At 68.7% G+C, this 18,102-nt stretch carries 17 protein-coding genes; all 17 read right to left on the bottom strand.

What is annotated here, in order from left to right; all coding sequences use genetic code 11:
* Positions 1 to 96: 96 nt before the first annotated feature.
* Positions 97 to 1,245: a cell division protein FtsZ gene (gene ftsZ, locus VA613_RS00765; protein ID WP_324779961.1), complete on the bottom strand. Its 1,149-nt coding sequence runs from the start codon at positions 1,243 to 1,245 to the stop codon at positions 97 to 99.
* Between the two features lie 124 nt (positions 1,246 to 1,369).
* Positions 1,370 to 2,605 (bottom strand): cell division protein FtsA, encoded by a 1,236-nt coding sequence (gene ftsA / locus VA613_RS00760; RefSeq protein ID WP_324779960.1) that lies wholly within the window; start codon positions 2,603 to 2,605, stop codon positions 1,370 to 1,372.
* A 12-nt stretch (positions 2,606 to 2,617) separates the two neighbouring features.
* The gene (locus VA613_RS00755) at positions 2,618 to 3,382 is read right to left on the bottom strand and encodes a cell division protein FtsQ/DivIB (RefSeq protein ID WP_324779959.1); all 765 of its coding nucleotides are present in this window, start codon (positions 3,380 to 3,382) and stop codon (positions 2,618 to 2,620) included.
* Positions 3,379 to 4,308, bottom strand: a complete 930-nt coding sequence (locus VA613_RS00750) for a D-alanine--D-alanine ligase (RefSeq protein ID WP_324779958.1) — start codon at positions 4,306 to 4,308, stop codon at positions 3,379 to 3,381. The genes VA613_RS00755 and VA613_RS00750 overlap by 4 nt, the downstream gene beginning before the upstream one ends.
* Entirely contained in the window at positions 4,305 to 5,279 is a 975-nt protein-coding gene (gene murB / locus VA613_RS00745) for a UDP-N-acetylmuramate dehydrogenase (protein ID WP_324779957.1), read from the bottom strand. Before murB ends, VA613_RS00750 begins: the two co-directional genes overlap by 4 nt.
* On the bottom strand, positions 5,269 to 6,687 hold the full coding sequence (murC, locus tag VA613_RS00740) for a UDP-N-acetylmuramate--L-alanine ligase (protein ID WP_324779956.1): 1,419 nt from the start codon (positions 6,685 to 6,687) through the stop codon (positions 5,269 to 5,271). The genes murB and murC overlap by 11 nt, the downstream gene beginning before the upstream one ends.
* A complete protein-coding gene (gene murG / locus VA613_RS00735) occupies positions 6,684 to 7,760 on the bottom strand; it encodes an undecaprenyldiphospho-muramoylpentapeptide beta-N-acetylglucosaminyltransferase (RefSeq protein ID WP_324779955.1) in 1,077 nt (358 codons plus the stop codon). The genes murC and murG overlap by 4 nt, the downstream gene beginning before the upstream one ends.
* 223 nt (positions 7,761 to 7,983) lie before the next feature.
* Entirely contained in the window at positions 7,984 to 9,141 is a 1,158-nt protein-coding gene (gene ftsW / locus VA613_RS00730; protein ID WP_324779954.1) for a putative lipid II flippase FtsW, read from the bottom strand.
* Positions 9,141 to 10,547, bottom strand: coding sequence for a UDP-N-acetylmuramoyl-L-alanine--D-glutamate ligase (gene murD, locus VA613_RS00725; RefSeq protein WP_324779953.1), 1,407 nt, complete (start codon positions 10,545 to 10,547; stop codon positions 9,141 to 9,143). The genes ftsW and murD overlap by 1 nt, the downstream gene beginning before the upstream one ends.
* Positions 10,544 to 10,693 (bottom strand): hypothetical protein, encoded by a 150-nt coding sequence (locus VA613_RS00720; RefSeq protein WP_324779952.1) that lies wholly within the window; start codon positions 10,691 to 10,693, stop codon positions 10,544 to 10,546. Before VA613_RS00720 ends, murD begins: the two co-directional genes overlap by 4 nt.
* Before the next feature lie 8 nt (positions 10,694 to 10,701).
* Positions 10,702 to 11,787 (bottom strand): phospho-N-acetylmuramoyl-pentapeptide-transferase, encoded by a 1,086-nt coding sequence (gene mraY / locus VA613_RS00715; protein WP_324779951.1) that lies wholly within the window; start codon positions 11,785 to 11,787, stop codon positions 10,702 to 10,704.
* Position 11,788: 1 nt separating this feature from the next.
* Positions 11,789 to 13,168 carry a UDP-N-acetylmuramoyl-tripeptide--D-alanyl-D-alanine ligase gene (locus tag VA613_RS00710; protein WP_407702873.1) on the bottom strand — a complete coding sequence of 460 codons (1,380 nt, stop codon included), beginning with the start codon at positions 13,166 to 13,168 and terminating at the stop codon, positions 11,789 to 11,791.
* A gap of 8 nt (positions 13,169 to 13,176) precedes the next feature.
* A complete protein-coding gene (locus VA613_RS00705) occupies positions 13,177 to 14,685 on the bottom strand; it encodes a UDP-N-acetylmuramoyl-L-alanyl-D-glutamate--2,6-diaminopimelate ligase (RefSeq protein ID WP_324779949.1) in 1,509 nt (502 codons plus the stop codon).
* Positions 14,685 to 16,415 (bottom strand): peptidoglycan D,D-transpeptidase FtsI family protein, encoded by a 1,731-nt coding sequence (locus tag VA613_RS00700; protein ID WP_324779948.1) that lies wholly within the window; start codon positions 16,413 to 16,415, stop codon positions 14,685 to 14,687. Before VA613_RS00700 ends, VA613_RS00705 begins: the two co-directional genes overlap by 1 nt.
* Positions 16,412 to 16,690 (bottom strand): cell division protein FtsL, encoded by a 279-nt coding sequence (gene ftsL / locus VA613_RS00695; protein WP_324779947.1) that lies wholly within the window; start codon positions 16,688 to 16,690, stop codon positions 16,412 to 16,414. The genes VA613_RS00700 and ftsL overlap by 4 nt, the downstream gene beginning before the upstream one ends.
* Positions 16,687 to 17,625: a 16S rRNA (cytosine(1402)-N(4))-methyltransferase RsmH gene (rsmH, locus tag VA613_RS00690; protein WP_324779946.1), complete on the bottom strand. Its 939-nt coding sequence runs from the start codon at positions 17,623 to 17,625 to the stop codon at positions 16,687 to 16,689. The genes ftsL and rsmH overlap by 4 nt, the downstream gene beginning before the upstream one ends.
* On the bottom strand, positions 17,622 to 18,068 hold the full coding sequence (gene mraZ, locus VA613_RS00685; protein WP_324779945.1) for a division/cell wall cluster transcriptional repressor MraZ: 447 nt from the start codon (positions 18,066 to 18,068) through the stop codon (positions 17,622 to 17,624). The genes rsmH and mraZ overlap by 4 nt, the downstream gene beginning before the upstream one ends.
* Positions 18,069 to 18,102: the final 34 nt, after the last annotated feature.

Here is an 18,102-nt window from a genome sequence, read left to right as displayed (position 1 = left end):
CGCGCGGACAGGCAGGCATGCGGGCGGTCCGAATGGGACCGGATTCCGCACGCCAAGGTTCCCGCGGTGCCGTCGGACGGCGGCACCGCAGCCCCCTCAGTCAGCCTGGCGGCGCAGGAACGCCGGGATGTCCAGGGTGTCGATGCCCGAGTCGGTCATCGCCTGGATGGTACGGGACCGCCGGCTGGTCATCACGCTGGGCAGCTCCTCGCTGGTGCCGCCCATCATCATCGGCGCGTCGTCGGTGCCGGTGCGGATGATCTGCATCGGCTTCGGCTGCTGGCGCGCGACGGGATTGCCCAGCCCGGTGGCGACCATCGTGACGCGCAGGCCGTCCTCCATCGAATCGTCGAGCACCTGGCCGACGATGACGGTGGCTTCCTCGGCGGTGAAGCCCTTGATGGTGTTCATGACCTCGTGGATCTCGCGCATCTTCACGCTGGAAGAAGCCGTGATGTTGACCAGCACGCCGCGCGCGCCGGCGAGGTTGACGTCTTCCAGCAGCGGGCTGGCGACGGCCTGTTCGGCGGCGATGCGCGCGCGGTTCTCGCCGCTGGCCTGCGCCGAGCCCATCATCGCCATGCCCATCTCGCTCATCACGGTGCGCACGTCGGCGAAGTCGACGTTGACGAGACCCGGGCAGTTGATGACTTCGGCGATGCCGCCGACGGCGCCGTGGAGCACGTTGTTGGCGGCCTTGAAGGCGTCGAGCATGGAGACGTCGTCACCGAGCACCTGCATCAGCTTCTCGTTGGGGATGATGATGAGCGAGTCGACGTGGCGCGCAAGCGCCTCGATGCCGGCGTTGGCGGCGCGCACGCGCTTGCCTTCGAACATGAAGGGCTTGGTCACGACCGCGACGGTGAGGATGCCGAGCTCCTTGGCGACTTCGGCGACCACCGGCGCCGCGCCGGTGCCGGTACCGCCGCCCATGCCGGCGGTGATGAAGAGCATGTCCGCGCCGTCGATCAGCTCGGCGATGCGCTCGCGGTCCTCGAGGGCGGCTTCGCGGCCGACCTCGGGGTTGGCGCCGGCGCCCAGGCCCTTGGTGATGTTGTTGCCCAGCTGCAGCTGGATCTTCGCCTGGTTGCGCTTCAGCGCCTGCGCGTCGGTGTTGACGGCGATGAACTCCACGCCGTTGAGGCCCGACGCGATCATGTGATCGACCGCGTTGCCGCCGCAGCCGCCCACGCCGATCACCTTGATCACTGCATCCTGGGTGTCCACATCCATCAGTTCAAACATGTTGCTCTCCTCTTTTTGCCCAATCAAAAAAACACACTCAAAAATCTTTGGCGTGTCTGCCGCGATGCGTTTCACGCGCCCCGGCACAACCACCAAATCCTGTTTCGACGCCGCCCGGGCGACGTCAGAAATTCCCCTTGAACCAGCTCTTCATGCGATCGAAGATGTCCTTGAAGTTGCCGCCCGAAAGCTTCGGGGCGTCGCGCCCGCGCGCCTCGAGGCCCGCCATCAGGAGGCCCATGCAGGTGGCGTAGCGCGGGTTGTGCATCACCTCCGCCAGCCCGCCTTCGTAACGCGGCCAGCCCAGCCGCACGGGCATGTGGAAGACTTCCTCGCCGAGTTCGACCATGCCCTGCATCGCGGCGGACCCCCCGGTGATGACGATGCCGGACGACAGCAGTTCCTCGAAGCCGCTGCGCCGCAGCTCGGCCTGCACCAGCGAATACAGCTCCTCCATGCGCGGCTCGATGAATTCGGCCAGCGTCTGCCTGGAGAGCGTGCGCGGCGGGCGGTCGCCGATGCCGGGCACCTCGATCATGTCGCGCGCGTCGGCCAGCTGGCGCAGCGCGCAGCCGTACTGGATCTTGATGTCTTCGGCCTCCTTCGGCGGGGTGCGCAGCGCCACCGCGATGTCGTTGTTGACCTGGTCGCCGGCGACCGGAATCACCGCGGTGTGGCGAATCGCGCCGCCGGTGAACACGGCGATGTCGGTGGTGCCGCCGCCGATGTCGACGAGGCACACGCCGAGCTCCTTCTCGTCCTCGGTCAGCACCGCCATCGCCGAGGCGAGTGGCTGCAGCACGAGGTCGCCGACCTCGAGCCCGCAGCGGCGCACGCATTTGATGATGTTCTGCGCCGCCGACACCGCGCCGGTCACGATGTGCACCTTCACTTCAAGGCGCACCGCGCTCATGCCGAGCGGGTCGCGCACGTCCTCCTGGCCGTCGACGATGAACTCCTGCGGGATGGTGTGCAGGATCTGCTGGTCGGTCGGGATGTTGACCGCGCGCGCGGTCTCCACCACGCGGTCGACGTCCATCTGGGAGATTTCCTTGTCCTTGATGGCGAACATGCCGTGCGAGTTGAAGCTCTTGATGTGGCTGCCGGCGATGCCCGTGTACACCTCGCGGATCTTGCAGTCCGCCATCAGCTCGGCCTCCTCGAGCGCGCGCTGGATGGCGTTGACGGTCGCCTCGATATTGACCACCACGCCGCGGCGCAGGCCACGCGACGGATGCGTCCCCATGCCGATGATGTCCAGCACGCCCTCGTCGTTGATCTCGGCGACGATGCAGACGATCTTGGACGTGCCGATATCGAGGCCGACGACCAGATTCTTGGGATCTCTTGGCTTACTCATCTTGCGTAGCACTCATGTTTCACTCGGTTTGAAGGGGATCACGCCGCGCGGCATGCGCACGGCAAAGCCGTCGGTGTAGCGCAGGTCGACCATCAGCGGCGCAGGCGGCGTCGCGGGCGGCTGGCCGGCCTTCCCGGGCCGGGCGCCGAACAGGCGCGGATACAGGCTGACGAAGCGCGCGAGGCGCACATCGGTCTGCGCGCGGCCGAGCGCGAGCACCATGCCGTTGTCGAGATGGATGCGCCAGGCCCGGCGCGGCGACAGCCGCAATTCGGCGATCGTCATCCCGAGCGGCGCGAGCGCCGCCTGGTAGCGGCGGAAGGCCTCCACCACCTCGGCACTGCTGCCCTCCGGCCCGGCGAGCCGCGACAGCCGGGTCGACACGGCCGCCACGAACACCTCGCCCGCGGCGTTCACCAGCGCATCGTCGTTCCAGCGCGCAAGCGGCACGTATTCGGTGAGCGACACGACGAGCGCGTCGGGCCAGCGGCGCTCGACCCGCGCTTCGCGCACCCAGGGCAGTTTCTCGAGGCTGTTGCGCACCCGCTCGAGATCGACCGTGAAGAAGGTGCCGCGCACCTGCCGCTCGGCGACCAGGCGGATCTGCGCCTCGGTGACATGCGCCACCGGCGTCCGCACCTCGATGGTACGGAGCGCAAACCACGGTTGCGCCGCGAGCCAGCTGACGCCGCCGTAGGCCAGCAGCCCGAGCGAGCCCCAGGTCAGCACGCGCGCGACCTGCGACAGCGGATGGGCGGCGATTTCCGAAGACGTCACAGCGTCTGCTCCAGAATCTTCAGGCACAGCGTGTCGAAGTCCATTCCCGCGACACGCGCCGCCATCGGCACCAGGCTGTGGTCGGTCATGCCGGGTGAGGTGTTCGCTTCGAGCAGGTAGGGGTTGCCGGCGCGGTCCGTCATCACGTCCACGCGTCCCCAGCCGCGTCCGCCGAGCAGGCGGAAGGCATCGAGCGCGAGCTTCCTGAGCGCCATTTCCTGCGCCTCGGGCAGGCCTGCAGGGCAGTGATAGCGGGTATCGTTGCGCAGGTACTTGGCCTCGAAATCGTAGAAGGCCTTGTCCTGGGCGGGCTCGAGGCGGATCAGCGGCAGCGCCGTGTCGCCGAGGATGCCGACGGTGAACTCGGCGCCATCGATGAATTTTTCCGCCAGCACCAGCGCGTCGTGCTCGACAGCGGTTTCGAACGCAGCCTTCAGCGTGCCCGGTTCGGCCACCTTGCTCATGCCGATGCTCGAACCCTCGCGCGCCGGCTTGACGAAGATCGGCAGGCCGAGCTTCTTCTCGACCGCGGCGAAATCGCTGTCGGCGGTCAGGATCTCCCAGTCCGCGGTGGGCAGGCCGGCGGCGCGCCACAGCAGCTTGGTGCGCCACTTGTCCATGCCGATGGCGGAGGCCATCACGCCGCTGCCGGTGTAGGGGATGTTGAGCAGTTCGAGCGCGCCCTGCATGCAGCCGTCCTCGCCATAGCGCCCGTGCAGCGCGATGAAGACGCGGTCGAATTCGCCGGTGATGAGGTCGCCCAGATTGCGGGTGGCGGGGTCGAAGGCGTGTGCGTCGATGCCCTGCCGGGTCAGCGCAGCCAGCACCGCAGCGCCGCTGTTGAGGGAAACGGGCCGCTCGGCCGAGGTGCCCCCCAGCATGACGGCGACCTTGCCGAATTTCTTCGCCGATTCGATTGCACTCACTGCCGTTCTCCAATGATCCTGACTTCGCGGATCAGCCGCACGTTGGTGCGCGCCTCCACGGTGTCCTCGACATGCTCGATCAGGCGCTCGATGTCGGTCGCCGTCGCCTGCCCGAGGTTGACGATGAAATTCGCGTGCTTCTCCGACACCTGTGCGTCGCCGATGCGGAAGCCCTTCAGCCCGCAGGCCTCGATCAGCCGGGCGGCGTGGTCGCCCGGCGGGTTGCGGAACACCGACCCGGCGTTCGGCTGGCTCAGCGGCTGGGTGGCGATGCGCTTCTTGAGCAAGGCCTTGATCGTTTCGCGCGAGGCGGCGCCGTCGCCGCGCTCGAGGCGGAACCAGCCGCCGATGAACCATTCCGGATGCGGCAGCTTCAGCGCCACGTGCCGGTAGCCGGTGACGTATTCGTCGGGCAGGCGCTCGTTCAACTGGCCGTTGCGGTCGAGCGTCTGCACCTGCACCAGCTTGTCCCAGGTTTCGCTGCCGTAGCAGCCCGCGTTCATCGCGATCGCACCGCCCACGGTGCCGGGAATGCCCGCCCAGAACTCGCCGCCGACGAGATCATGGTTGGCAGCGAAGCGCGCCAGCTTGGGCGAGGCGACGCCGGCCTGGGCATAGACCAGCGCCGTGTCGACGTCGGGCGGCGCCGGGGGCAGGCCGTGGGTACGGCTTTCGATGGCGATCCGCGTCAGCACGCCATGCAGCAGGATCACCACGCCGGACACGCCGCCGTCGCGGACCAGCAAATTGCTCCCCAGACCGACCATGTGGATGTCGTCATGGGCGGGAATCGACCGGACGAGCCAGGTCAGGTCCTCGAGATCGGCCGGAATATAGACGCGCTGTGCCGCTCCCCCGGCGCGCCACGACACGTGCGTCTTCATCGGCTCGTTGTAGAGGAAGCGGCCGCGCAGCACCGGTCCGCCGCCGCCCGCGACGTCGATCTCGCTCATGCGGTAGTCATGCCGCATCGTCGCTTCTCCCGGCGCCCCGGCCTTCCGTCGCGGCCAGAGCGGGCGCGACGTGTCCGATGCTTCCCGCGCCCATCACCAGCACGACATCGCCGGCCTGCGCGAGGTCGCGCACTGCCGCCGGCACGTCGGCCACGTTTTCGACAAACACCGGCTCGACCTTTCCCGCCACCCGCACCGCACGGGCCAGCGCGCGGCCGTCGGCGGCCACGATCGGCATCTCGCCGGCGGGATAGACTTCGGTCAGCACCAGCGCATCGGTTTCCGAAAGCACCTTGACGAAGTCCTCGAAGCAGTCGCGCGTGCGCGTGTAGCGGTGCGGCTGGAACACCAGCATCAGGCGCCGCCCCGGGAAGGCGCCGCGCGCCGCCGCCAGGGTGGCAGCCATCTCGACCGGGTGGTGGCCGTAATCGTCGATCAGCGTGCAGTGTCCGCCGTCCTTCGTCGGCTGCTCGCCGTAGCGCTGGAAACGACGGCCGACGCCGTGGAACTCGGCCAGCGCCTTGACGATGGCCGCATCGCTCGCGCCGACTTCGGTCGCCACCGCGATCGCCGCGAGCGCGTTCAGGACGTTGTGCATGCCCGGATGGTTGAGCACGACATCGAGGTCGGACATGCCTTCGCGCTTGACGGTGAAATGCATCTGCCCGTGCTCGAACCGGGGATTCACCGCCCGCACCTGGGCGGACTCGTCGAAGCCGTAGGTCGTGATCGGCTTGGTGATGCGCGGCAAGATCTCTCGTACGTGCGGGTCGTCGATGCACAGCACCGCCATGCCGTAGAAGGGCAGGCGCTGGCAGAAATCGACGAACGCAGTCTTCAGGCGCTCGAAGTCATGGGCATAGGTGTCCATGTGGTCGGCGTCGATGTTGGTGACGATGGCGATGACCGGCGTCAGGTAAAGGAAGGAGGCGTCCGATTCGTCCGCCTCGGCGACCAGGAAGTCTCCCTTGCCGAGCCGCGCATTGGTGCCGGCGGCGGTGAGCTTGCCGCCGATGACGTAGGTGGGGTCCATGCCGGCCTCGCCGAGAATGCTGGCGACGAGGCTGGTCGTCGTGGTCTTGCCGTGGGTGCCGGCGATCGCAATGCCGCGCTGCAGGCGCATCAGCTCGGCCAGCATCAGCGCACGCGGCACGATCGGGATCTTCTTCTCGCGCGCCGCGACGACCTCGGGGTTGGCGTCCTGCACCGCCGTCGAGGTGACGACCGCGTCGGCCCCGGCGATATTCTCTGCCGCGTGGCCGCGATGGATGCGCGCCCCGAGCCGCGCCAGCCGCTGCGTCACGGCGTTGTCGGCAAGGTCGGACCCGGACACGGCGTAGCCCAGGTTGAGCAGCACCTCGGCGATCCCGCTCATGCCGACGCCGCCGATGCCGACGAAGTGAATATGTTTGACAGCATGCTTCATTTCGCCAGGGCCTCGCAGATATCCGCGACCTGCCGGGTCGCGTCGGGCCTGGACAATTGCAGCGCGCGGGCCGACATCGTCGCCAGGGCGGCGCGGTCGAGGCCGCCGATGAGGTCTGCCAGCTTTTCCGCGCTGAGGTCCTTCTGCTGCACCAGCCAGGCAGCCCCCGCGTCGGCCAGGAACGCGGCGTTGCCGGTCTGGTGGTCGTCGACCGCGAACGGGAAGGGAACCAGCACCGCCGGCACGCCCGCGCACGCGAGTTCGGCCACGGTCATCGCCCCGGCACGGCAAATGGCGAAGTCGCAGTCGCGATAGGCCGCCGCCATGTCCTCGATGTAGTCGCGCACCTCGGCCTCGACGCCGGCGGCGGCGTAATTCGCGCGCAGCGTATCGAGATGCTGGCGGCCGGACTGGTGAACCACATGGGGGCGCTTGTCGGCCGGCAACAGGGCGAGGGCCTGCGGTACCCGCTCGTTCAACGCCTGGGCGCCGAGACTGCCGCCGACGACCAGCAGGCGCAACGGACCGCTCCTGCCGGTGCGCGGTTCGGCGGCGAGTGCCGCGATGTCGTCGCGGACCGGATTGCCGACCCATTCGGCCGCGACCTTGCGGCAGGGGATGGGCTTGTCGTGCGGATGGGTGAACACCTTGGGGAACGCGGTCAGCACGCGATCGGCCAGACAGGCGAGCACCCGGTTGGTGAGGCCGCCGATCGAGTTCTGCTCGTGGATAACCAGCGGCCGGTCGAGCAGGCTCGCCATCATGCCGCCGGGGAAAGCGGTGTAGCCGCCCATGCCGAGGACGACGTCGGGGCGCCGCCTCAGGATGGCGCGCAGGCTCTGCCAGAACGCGACCAGCAGCACCATCGGCAGCAGCAGCTTGCGCAGGGCGCCCTTGCCGCGCACGCCGCCCATGCTGACCCACACCATGTCGATGCCGGCGGCCGGCACGACGCGCGCCTCCAGGCCGGCACGCGTGCCCAGCCAGAACACGTCCCAGCCGCGCGCGCGCAGGGCGTCCGCGACCGCGAGCGCCGGGTAGACATGGCCGCCCGTGCCGCCGGCCATGACCATGAGGGTACGGTTGAGTCGATTTGGACTCGGCGTTCGCCCCCTCTCCGCCCGGGGGAGAGGCTTGGGGAGAGCAGAGGGTGCCTGCATGGCGAGGGCGTCAAGCATCAGAACGTCTTCCCCCGCATCGCGAATCGGTTTGGGCGCGCGCAACGCACCTTCGGCCCCTCGCCCGCAAGCGGGAGAGGGCTCGGGAGAGGGCGGATGATGCGGTTCCAGTCCATCATCAGAACGTCTTCCCCCGCATCATTTGCCGATGCTCCCAGTCGATGCGCAGCAGCAGGGCGACCGCCAGGCAGTTGGCGACGATGCCGCTGCCGCCGAACGACAGGAAGGGCAGCGTGAGGCCCTTGGTCGGCAGCAGGCCGACGTTCACGCCCATGTTGATGAGCGCCTGCACGCCGATCCAGATGCCGATGCCCTGGGCGACCAGCGAGCAGAAGTTGCGCTCGAGCTGGGCGGCGCGATGCCCGATCAGGAAGGCCTTGACGATGAACCAGGCGAACAGCGCCGTCACGGCCAGCACGCCGACGAAGCCGAATTCCTCGGCGATCACGGCCATCAGGAAGTCGGTGTGGGCCTCGGGCAGGTAGAACAGCTTCTCGATGCTGCCACCCAGCCCGAGGCCGAGCCATTCGCCGCGCCCGAATGCGATCAGCGCGTGGGACAGCTGGTAGCCCTTTCCGTACGGATCGGCGAAGGGGTCCATGAAACCCAGCACGCGCTGCAGGCGGTAGGGCGAAGTCAGGATCAGCAGGACGAAGCCGACCAGCAGCACGCCCACCAGGCCGATGAAGACCCGCCCGTTGAGGCCGCCGAGGAACAGGATGCCCATCGCGATGGAGATGATGACGACGAAGGCGCCGAAATCCGGCTCCCGGAGCAGCAACGCACCGACTACCAGCATCACCGCCGCCATCGGCAGGAAGCCCTTCTTGAAGTCGTGCATGAAGGCGGCCTTGCGCGTCGTGTAGTCGGCCGCGTAGAGCACCGCAAGAAACTTCATCAGTTCCGAGGGCTGCAGGTTGGCGAATCCCAGCGGAATCCAGCGCCGGCTGCCGTTGACCTCGCGTCCGAGGTGGGGCACCAGCACCACGACCAGCAGCATCAGGCCGACGAGAAACAGGTAGGGGGCGGCCTGCTGCCACACCCGCATCGGAACGCGGAAGGCGGCGACGCCGACCGCGACGCCGCCCGCGATGAAAATGCCCTGGCGGATCAGGTAGTACTCGCCGTTGTGGCCGGTGTAGCGGGCCGCCTCGGCAATCGCGATCGACGCCGAATAGACCATGACCAGGCCCGTCGCCAGCAGCGCGATGGCGAGCCACAGCAGGCCGAAGTCTAGCTCGGCGCTGGGCTTGGGGACGCGGGCGGTGTAGAGCATCAGGTCCCCGCCCTTTCCGCGGCGAGCCTGCGCACCGCCGCGATGAAGACTTCGGCGCGGTGCGCGTAGTTGCGGAACATGTCGAAGCTGGCACAGGCCGGCGACAGCAGCACCGCGTCTCCGGGCCGGGCGAGGCGGTGCGCCTGCCCGACGGCCTCGTCGAGGCTGGCAACGCGCAGGCTGTCCACGCCGCTGCCCGCGATCGCGGACTCGATGAGCGGCGCATCACGGCCGATCAGCAGCACGGCGCGCGCGTTCGCCTGCACCGCCGCCTTGAGCGGACTGAAGTCCTGTCCCTTGCCGTCGCCGCCGAGGATGACGACGGCCTTGCGGCTGCCCATGCCGTAGAGCGCGGCCTCCGTGGCACCGACATTGGTGCCCTTGGAATCGTCGTAGTAGGTGACACCGTCGATCTCGAGGACCTTCTCGACCCGGTGCGGCAAGCCCTTGAAGTGCACGAGCCCGCGCAGCAGCGCCTCCATCGGCAGCCCCAGCGCGCGGGTCAGTGCGAGCGCGGCGAGGGCGTTGGCGGCGTTGTGCAGGCCGGCGACCGGCAGGGCGGACAGCGGCATCAGCATGTCGCCGCCCAGGCACAGCTCGTCCTCGCACAGGCCGAAGTTCTCGTTCTGCGGGCAACGGTCGAGGCCGAAACTCACCACGTGCCGCCCCGGCAGCGCCATCGCCAGCGTGCGCGCGTCGTCGCGGTTGAGCACCTGCACGCCGGTCCCGCTGAAGATGCGCGCCTTGGCCGCGGCATAGGCGTCCATGTCGGGATAACGGTCCATGTGGTCTTCCGACACGTTCAGCACGGTCGCCGCATCGGCATTGAGGCTGCGCGTCGTCTCGAGCTGGAAGCTCGACAGCTCGAGCACCCAGGCCTGCGGCGCGGGCGCACGTCCCTGCTCGATTTCCAGCAGCGCGTCGAGCACCGGCAGGCCGATGTTTCCCGCGACGCAGGTGGTCAGGCCGGCCATCCGGCACATGTCGCCGCACATCGCCGTGACGGTGCTCTTGCCGTTGCTGCCGGTGATCGCGATCACCCGCATCGGATGCTCCCGCCGGGCATTGAGCGCATTGAGCGCACGCGCGAACAGCTCGACGTCGCCGACGGCTTCGACCCCCGCGGCGAGTGCGCGCGCGACGGCCGGGTCGGCGAGCGGGATGCCCGGGCTGACCACGAGCATGTCGGCCGCCTGCAAGCGGGCGCCGTCGAACGGGCCGGTGTGCAGCGCGACCTGCGGGAGCAGTTCGGCAAGCCGTGCCGCATGCGGAGGCGTCGCGCGCGTGTCGGCGACGCTCACCCGCGCACCGCGCGCCGCCAGCCAGCGCGCGCACGACAGCCCGGTATCGCCCAGGCCGAGTACCAGAACCTGCTTGCCGGAAAGATTCAGGCTGTCGTAGTTCATCTGAGCTTCAGGCTCGAAAGGCCGATCAGCACCAGCATCATGCTGATGATCCAGAAACGCACGGGCAGGTTCTGGTGTCGCCCTAACGTGCCGGCTGCGCCGACACGTGAGTCTCCCCCCAACCTTCCCGCTGTGCGTTTCATCATGGTTGCGCTCATCGCAGTTTCAGGCTCGAAAGGCCGATCAACACCAGCATCATGCTGATGATCCAGAAACGCACGACGACCTGGTTCTCCTTCCATCCCTTCAGTTCGAAGTGATGGTGGATCGGCGCCATGCGGAACACCCGCTTGCCGGTGAGCTTGAACGAGGCGACCTGGACCATCACCGACAGGGTCTCCACCACGAACACGCCCGACATGATGAAGAGGATGATTTCCTGGCGGACGATGACCGCGACGACCCCGAGCGCGGCGCCGAGTGCCAGCGCGCCGACGTCGCCCATGAAGACTTCCGCGGGGTAGGCGTTGAACCACAGGAACGCCAGGCCCGCGCCGGCGATGGCGGAGCAGAACACCGCCAGCTCGCCGGCGCCCGGCACGTGGGGCAGCCCGAGGTACTTCGAGAACACCGCATTGCCCGCGACGTAGGCGAAGATGGCCAGGGCGGATGCGATCATGACCGTCGGCAGGATGGCCAGTCCGTCGAGGCCGTCGGTGAGGTTGACGGCGTTGCTCGAGCCGACGATCACGAAGTAGGTGAGGGCGATGAAGCCGACGGCAGACAGCGGCACGGTGGCCTGCTTGAGGAAGGGGATGATGAGCTCGGTATGGGCGGGCAGGCTGGCGGTCTGCCACAGATAGGCCGCGACCGCGAGGCCGATCACCGACTGCCAGAAGTATTTCCAGCGCGAGGGCAGCCCGCGCGAGTTCTTTTCCACGACCTTGCGCCAGTCGTCGACCCAGCCGATGACGCCCGTACCAAGAAGGGTCAGCAGCGCCACCCAGACGTAATCGTTGGCCAGGTCGGCCCACAACAGCGTGGTGATGGCGACCGACACCAGGATCAGCGCGCCGCCCATCGTCGGCGTCCCCGCCTTGACCAGATGCGATTGCGGGCCGTCGGTGCGCACCGACTGTCCGATCTTCAGCGCGGTGAGCTTGCGGATCACCGCCGGCCCGACGATGAAGGAGATCGTGAGCGCAGTCAGCGTCGCCAGCACCGCGCGCAGCGTCAGGTAGCCGAAGACATTGAAGGCGCGGACGTCCTGGCCCAGATGTTGAAACAGCCAAAGCAGCATGTCAGTGTCCCTTCGCTCCGGCGACGTCGCCGGCAGCTTCCGTAAAGCTTCTGACCACGCGCTCCATCTGCATGAAGCGCGAGCCCTTCACCAGCACGGTCGTGTCGGGCGTCAGGTCGTTCTCGAGTTCGGCGAGCAGTTCCTCGATCCGCTCGAAGTGCATGGCGCCGGCACCGAAGGCCGCGACGGTGTGCTGGGTAAGCTCGCCCAGCGCGAGCAGCCGGTCCACCCGGGCCGCGCGTGCGGCGCGCCCGATGTCGCCATGCATGTCCGCCGCGTCGCTGCCCAGTTCCCCCATGTCGCCCAGCACGAGCAGCTTCTTGCCGGGCTGCTGCGCGAGCACCGCCAGCGCGGCCTTCACCGAATCCGGGTTGGCGTTGTAGGTGTCGTCGATGAAGATCGCGCCATGCAGCCCGGGTTTCCGTTGCAGGCGACCCTTGACGCCGGTGAAGCCGGACAGTCCCGTCACGATGCTGCGGTGGCTGACGTCGAGCGCGAACGCGGCCGCCGCGGCGGCCAGCGCGTTCATGACGTTGTGCTCGCCGGGGACCTGCAGCGTGATGTCGAGCGTCGCACCGGGGAGCACCAGCGTGAGGGCGGAGCCGAAGTCGAGGGGACGATATTGCCCGCGCACCGCGGCGGGATGCACGAGGCCGAAGTCGATCACGCTGCGGCGTGCATTCGCATCCCGCCACAGGTGCGCGTGCGCATCGTCGGCATTGAATACGGCGATGCCGGCATCGGACAGGCCGTTGAAGATCTCCCCCTTGGCACGCGCGATGTTCTCGACCGATCCGAGAAAGCCGATGTGCGCCGACAGGGCATTGTTCACCACCGCGACGTCGGGGCGCGCGAGGCGCGTCAGGTAGTCGATCTCGCCGGCGTGGTTCATGCCCATCTCCAGCACCGCGAACGCGTGCGACTCGCGCAGCCGCAGCAGCATCAGCGGCAGGCCGATGTCGTTGTTGAGGTTGCCCTCGGTCTGCAGCACCGCGGCCTCGTTCCCCGCTTCGGCACGCAGGATCGCCCCCAGCATTTCCTTGACGGTCGTCTTGCCGTTGCTGCCGGTGATCGCCACGATGGGCAACGCGAAGCGTCGACGCCACGCGGCGGCCAGCTGCCCCAGCGCCAGCCGCGTATCGTCGACGCGCAGTGCCTGCGCGATGGCGGGCGCCTGGGCATGGTCGAGCACGACGCCGACCGCGCCCTGCCGGAGCGCGTCGGCCGCAAACGTGCCGCCGTCGAATTTTTCGCCGCGCAGCGCGATGAAGAGATCGCCCGGCCGGATGCTGCGGCTGTCGGTGCAGACGCGGAGCACGTCCGCGTCGCCCCCGGCATGCGCAAGGCCGAGCATCGCGGCGGCTTCCGAAAGACGCATCATCTGCGCGCTCATGCCCAGGCCTCCAGTGCCTTGCGCGCGACCGCGACGTCGGAGAACGGCAGCCGCTCGCCGCCGCTCTCCTGGTAGTCCTCGTGCCCCTTGCCGGCGATCAGCACGACGTCACCCTGGCGGGCGCCGCCGATGGCCTCGAAGATGGCACGCGCGCGGTCCGGCTCGACGTGAGGCCTGGCGTCCGCTCGGGCGCCGACGCCGGCGAGAATGTCGTCGATGATCCCGCGCGGATCTTCGTTGCGCGGGTTGTCGCTGGTGACCCAGACTTCGTCGGCGCCCTGGGCGGCCGCCTGCCCCATCAGGGGACGCTTGCCGCGGTCCCGATTGCCGCCGCAGCCGAACACGCAGATCAGGCGTCCGCTGGCGACGATTTCGCGCAGGGTCGCAAGCACCTTTTCCAGGGCGTCGGGCGTATGCGCATAGTCCACCACGACGAGCGGATGGGCGTCGCCGCCGAGTGTCTGCATGCGGCCCGGCGGCGGCTGGATATGCGGAAGGGCCTGGCAGGCATCGTCCAGCGCCACGCCGGATACCAGCAGCGTCGTCAGGACCGCCAGCACATTGGCGGCATTGAAGCGTCCGAGCAGGGGCACCGCGAATTCCGCGCGCCCCCAGTCCGTCTGCACGTCGAGCGTCAGCCCCGCCTGCGACAGGCGCAGGGACTGCGCGACCACGGCGCCGCGATGGAATCCGTAGCCCGCAACCCGCGCCGGCCGCGTCTCGCTTTCGAGCTGGCGGCCGAACGCGTCGTCGACGTTCAGAACGGCCCATTCCAGGCCGGGCCACGCGAACAGGCGCGCCTTCGTGTCGGCGTAGCGCTCCATGTCGCCGTGATAGTCGAGATGATCGCGCGACAGATTGGTCAACACGGCCACGTTGAAGCGGGTGCCGTTGACGCGGCCCTGCGCCAGTCCGTGCGAGGAGACCTCCATCGCGCAGGCAACCGCGCCGTCGCGGCGGTAAAGCGCCAGGCGCTGCTGCAGTTCGATCGCATCGGGCGTCGTGTTGAGGGCAGGCGTGAGCGCGCCGGGCTTGTCGCCGACCGGGGGGAAACCGTTGCCGACGGTTCCGATCACCGCAGTCTTGCGTCCCAGCCGCGTGAAGGCCTGCGCGATCCAGTGGGCGACCGAGGTCTTGCCGTTGGTGCCGGTGACGCCGACCATGTGCATCGCGCGCGAGGGCTCGCCGTAGACGTGGGCGGCGATTTCGCCGATGCGCGTCCTCAGCCCTACCACGCCGGCATTCGGCACGCCGAGCGCCGGATCCCACTGGTAGTGGTCGGCCTCCCACAGCACGCCGTCGGCGCGCTGCGCTACCGCCTGGGCGATGAAGTCGCGCCCGTCGCGCGCTTCGCCCGGATAGGCTGCGAACACCGTGCCCGGCATGGCCTTGCGGCTGTCGCTGGTCAGCTCGGCCGCCGCCACGCCCAGCCGTTCCAGGATATGCGGCACCGATTCGTGGATTCCGTGGGCAGGGGCGACAGGTGTCCGCTGGGTCTTTGCCATCACGCCCCCCCCTTCGCGGCCGAAGCATTCTCGGTCAGTTTCGTCTCCGTCTCCGGCGCGTCGGGCGGCAGGCCCAGCAGGCGCAGGCACGCGGCCATCACCTGGGCGAACACGGGGCCGGCGACGCTGCCGCCGTAGTACACGCCATCCGACGGCTCGTCGATCGCCACCGCGACGATGAGACGCGGATTCGAGGCCGGCGCCATGCCGACGAACGACGCCAGGTAGCGGTCCGACGCGTAATGGCCGTTGACCAGCTTGTGCGCGGTACCGGTCTTGCCCGCCACGCGATAGCCGGGCACGCGGGTCAGGGTGCCGGTGCCCCCGTCCTGCGTGACCGCTTCCATCATGGCGCGCACCTCCCGCGCCACGGCCGGGGAGAACACGCGCTCGCCGACGATTTCCTGCGGCTCGCGCTTGAGGAAGGACAGCGGCATGACCTCGCCGTCGTTGGCGAATGCCATGTAGGCGCGGGCCAGCTGCAGCAGGCTGACCGACAGGCCGTAGCCGTAGGCCATCGTCGCCTGCTCGACGGGCTTCCAGGTCGCGGGGTCGCGCAGCCGTCCGGCGGTCTCGCCCGGGAAGCCCGAGCCCGGCAGCTCGCCGAAGCCGGCGCGGTGCAGCACCTCCCAGTGCTGTTGCGGCGTCAGCGTCATCGCCATCTTCGCCGCGCCGATGTTGCTCGAGATCTGGATGATCTGGGTCACCGTCAGGTGGTCGTGGTGATGCTCGTCGCGCACCAGCTTCGGCCCCACCCGGAAATTGTCCGGCGTCTCGATCACGCTGTCGGGTCGGAAGAGCCCCCGCTCGAGCACCGCCGCCGCCACGAAGGGCTTGACGGTCGAGCCCGGCTCGAAGGTGTCGATCACCGCGCGGTTGCGCATCACGTCCGGGCGGAAGTTCGCACGGTTGTTCGGATTGAAGGTCGGCTGGTTCGCCAGCGCAAGGATCTCGCCGGTCTTGGCGTCGAGAACCACGATGCTGCCGCCCTTGGCCTTGTGCTTTTCGATTGCCGCGGCGAGCTCGCGATGCGCCAGGTACTGGATGCGCAGGTCGAGCGACAGCGTCAGGTTGCCGCCCATCTGCGCCGTCTTGATCGGCGCCAGATCGCGAATGGTGTTACCGTGGCGGTCGCGCAGGATCTGGCGCTCGCCCGCGCGACCGGCGAGCCAATCCTGATAGGCGCGCTCGACGCCCTCCTGGCCCTTGTCGTCGACGTTGGTGAAGCCCACCACCTGCGCGGCCACTTCGCCGGCGGGATAGTAGCGGCGGAACTCGCGCTGCAGCGACAAGCCCGGAATGCCCATGGCGGCGATGTCCGCGGCCTGCTCGGGCGTCACCGGACGACGGACGGCGACCTCGCCGCGCGTCCTGCGACCCAGCAGCGCGTCGAGTTCGGGGCGCGGCATGGCGAGCAGCCGGGCCAGGTGCGCATGCTGTGCATCGCTCATGCGAACTTCGGCGGGGCGCGCCCAGAGCGACTCGACCGGCGTGCTGATCGCGAGGAGCTGGCCGTAGCGATCCGTGATCTGCCCGCGATGCGCCGGCAGCGTCAGGTTGCGGTTGGAGACGGCGTCACCCTTGCCCTGCAGGTAATCGGTATGCAGGCCCTGCAGATAGAACGCACGGCCCGCGACGACCGCCAAGCCCGCGAGCAGCAGCCCGCCCACCGTCGCCATGCGCCAGGGCGCCAGATTCAGCTTGAGGAGTCTGCGCGAGTGATAGTTCATGGCGCGGACACGCTCGGCAGCGTTTCGATGCGCACGCGGTCATGCGGCGGCGCGATCAGCCCGAGCTGGCGGCGCGCGATCGTGTCGATGCGCGCCGGGTTGGCCCAGGTGCCCTGCTCCAGCTGCAACTGCCCCCACTGCTCGTCCAAGCCACGCGCCTCTTTCTTCAGCCGTTCCAGTTCCGCGAAATAGGTGCGCGCGCGGTTCTGGGCCTGCACCACGCCGAGCGCACACGCCACCAGCACCAGCGCGAGCACGATGTCGAGGCGATTCATGCGGCGGCCTCGCCCACGCGCTCGGCGACCCGCAGCACGGCGCTGCGCGCGCGCGGATTCGCCGCCACTTCGGCGTCGCTCGCGTGCTGCGCGCGCCCGACCAGCCTCAGCCGGCCCGGCTTCAGCATGGCTGCCGGGATCGGCAGGCGCGCCGGCGCCTGCTCGCCCCTCGCCTCGTCACGCATGAAGCGCTTGACGATGCGATCCTCCAGCGAATGGAAGCTGATCACCGCCAGGCGCCCGCCCGGTTGCAGCCTGTCCACGCATTGCGGCAGCACGGCGCTCAGCTCTTCAAGCTCGCGGTTGAGATAAATCCGTATAGCCTGGAAACTGCGGGTCGCCGGGTGCTGCCCCGGCTCGCGCTTCTTGACCGCGGCGGCGATGAGGTCCGCCAGCCGCCCCGTACTGCGGATGGCTTCCTTTTGCCGTGCCGCAACAAGCGCGCGCGCAATCGATTTAGCAAACCGCTCTTCCCCGTAGGTGCGGATGACTTCACTGATCTCCCCCTCTTCGGCCGTTGCCAGCCAGTCCGCCGCCGACATGCCGCTGCCCGGATCCATGCGCATGTCGAGCGGCGCATCGAAACGGAAGCTGAACCCGCGCGTCGCGTCGTCGAGCTGCGGCGATGACACGCCGATGTCCAGCAGCACGCCGTCGACCCGCGCCACGTCGAGCGTGTCGAGCACGGCGCCGAGACGCGAGAACGCGCTGTGCACCAGCGTCAGGCGCGGGTCGCGCAGCGCGGCGCCGGCCTCGATGGCATGCGGATCGCGGTCCAGCGCGATGAGGCGCCCGGTGGGGCCCAGCCCGGCCAGGATCAGCCGGCTGTGTCCGCCCCGCCCGAAGGTGGCATCCACGTAGATGCCGTCGGGCCTGATCGCCAGCGCCGTCACCGCCTCGTGTGCCAATACGGGCACATGGGCGGGCTCACTCACAACGTGAACCCCTCCAGTTCAGGCGGCAGCGCGTCGTCGCTGAAGGTCAGGGCTTGCGCCACCTGGGCCTCCCAGCGCACCTCGTTCCACAACTCCACCTTGCTACCCTGCCCCACCAGCACGACGTTCTTGTCCAGTTCGGCGAACTTGCGCAGCATCGGCGGCAGCAGCACGCGGCCGGCGCTGTCCATCTCCATGTCGTGCGCGTAGCCGACGAGCAGTTGTTTGAGGCTGCGGGTACGGGGATTGAAATCGGAGAGGCCGTTGAGCTTCTTCTCGATCGGCTCCCATTCGGGCAGGGGATAGAGCAGCAGGCACTGGCTCGGGTCGGCGGTGACGACCACCCGACCGCCGCCGTTCACCAGCAGGGCGTCGCGATAGCGCGCCGGCACCACGAGCCGGCTCTTGCTATCCAGGCTGACCGTTGCGACCCCGCGAAACATGCTCTCCCCGTATTGAAATTGATCGTGATCGGAC

This window comes from Thiobacillus sp. SCUT-2 (genome assembly GCF_035621355.1).
Classification (GTDB): domain Bacteria; phylum Pseudomonadota; class Gammaproteobacteria; order Burkholderiales; family Thiobacillaceae; genus Thiobacillus; species Thiobacillus sedimenti.
This window is presented reverse-complemented; position numbering and strand designations above follow the sequence as displayed.

Excerpts from the sequence above, each read along its gene's own strand:
- ftsZ (WP_324779961.1), bottom strand. The coding sequence starts at position 1,245 with ATGTTTGAACTGATGGATGTGGACACCCAGGATGCAGTGATCAAGGTG.
- ftsA (WP_324779960.1), bottom strand. The coding sequence starts at position 2,605 with ATGAGTAAGCCAAGAGATCCCAAGAATCTGGTCGTCGGCCTCGATATC.
- murB (WP_324779957.1), bottom strand. The coding sequence starts at position 5,279 with ATGCGGCATGACTACCGCATGAGCGAGATCGACGTCGCGGGCGGCGGC.
- murC (WP_324779956.1), bottom strand. The coding sequence starts at position 6,687 with ATGAAGCATGCTGTCAAACATATTCACTTCGTCGGCATCGGCGGCGTC.
- murG (WP_324779955.1), bottom strand. The coding sequence starts at position 7,760 with ATGGTCATGGCCGGCGGCACGGGCGGCCATGTCTACCCGGCGCTCGCG.
- ftsW (WP_324779954.1), bottom strand. The coding sequence starts at position 9,141 with ATGCTCTACACCGCCCGCGTCCCCAAGCCCAGCGCCGAGCTAGACTTC.
- murD (WP_324779953.1), bottom strand. The coding sequence starts at position 10,547 with ATGAACTACGACAGCCTGAATCTTTCCGGCAAGCAGGTTCTGGTACTC.
- VA613_RS00720 (WP_324779952.1), bottom strand. The coding sequence starts at position 10,693 with ATGATGAAACGCACAGCGGGAAGGTTGGGGGGAGACTCACGTGTCGGC.
- mraY (WP_324779951.1), bottom strand. The coding sequence starts at position 11,787 with ATGCTGCTTTGGCTGTTTCAACATCTGGGCCAGGACGTCCGCGCCTTC.
- VA613_RS00710 (WP_407702873.1), bottom strand. The coding sequence starts at position 13,168 with ATGATGCGTCTTTCGGAAGCCGCCGCGATGCTCGGCCTTGCGCATGCC.
- VA613_RS00705 (WP_324779949.1), bottom strand. The coding sequence starts at position 14,685 with ATGGCAAAGACCCAGCGGACACCTGTCGCCCCTGCCCACGGAATCCAC.
- VA613_RS00700 (WP_324779948.1), bottom strand. The coding sequence starts at position 16,415 with ATGAACTATCACTCGCGCAGACTCCTCAAGCTGAATCTGGCGCCCTGG.
- ftsL (WP_324779947.1), bottom strand. The coding sequence starts at position 16,690 with ATGAATCGCCTCGACATCGTGCTCGCGCTGGTGCTGGTGGCGTGTGCG.
- mraZ (WP_324779945.1), bottom strand. The coding sequence starts at position 18,068 with ATGTTTCGCGGGGTCGCAACGGTCAGCCTGGATAGCAAGAGCCGGCTC.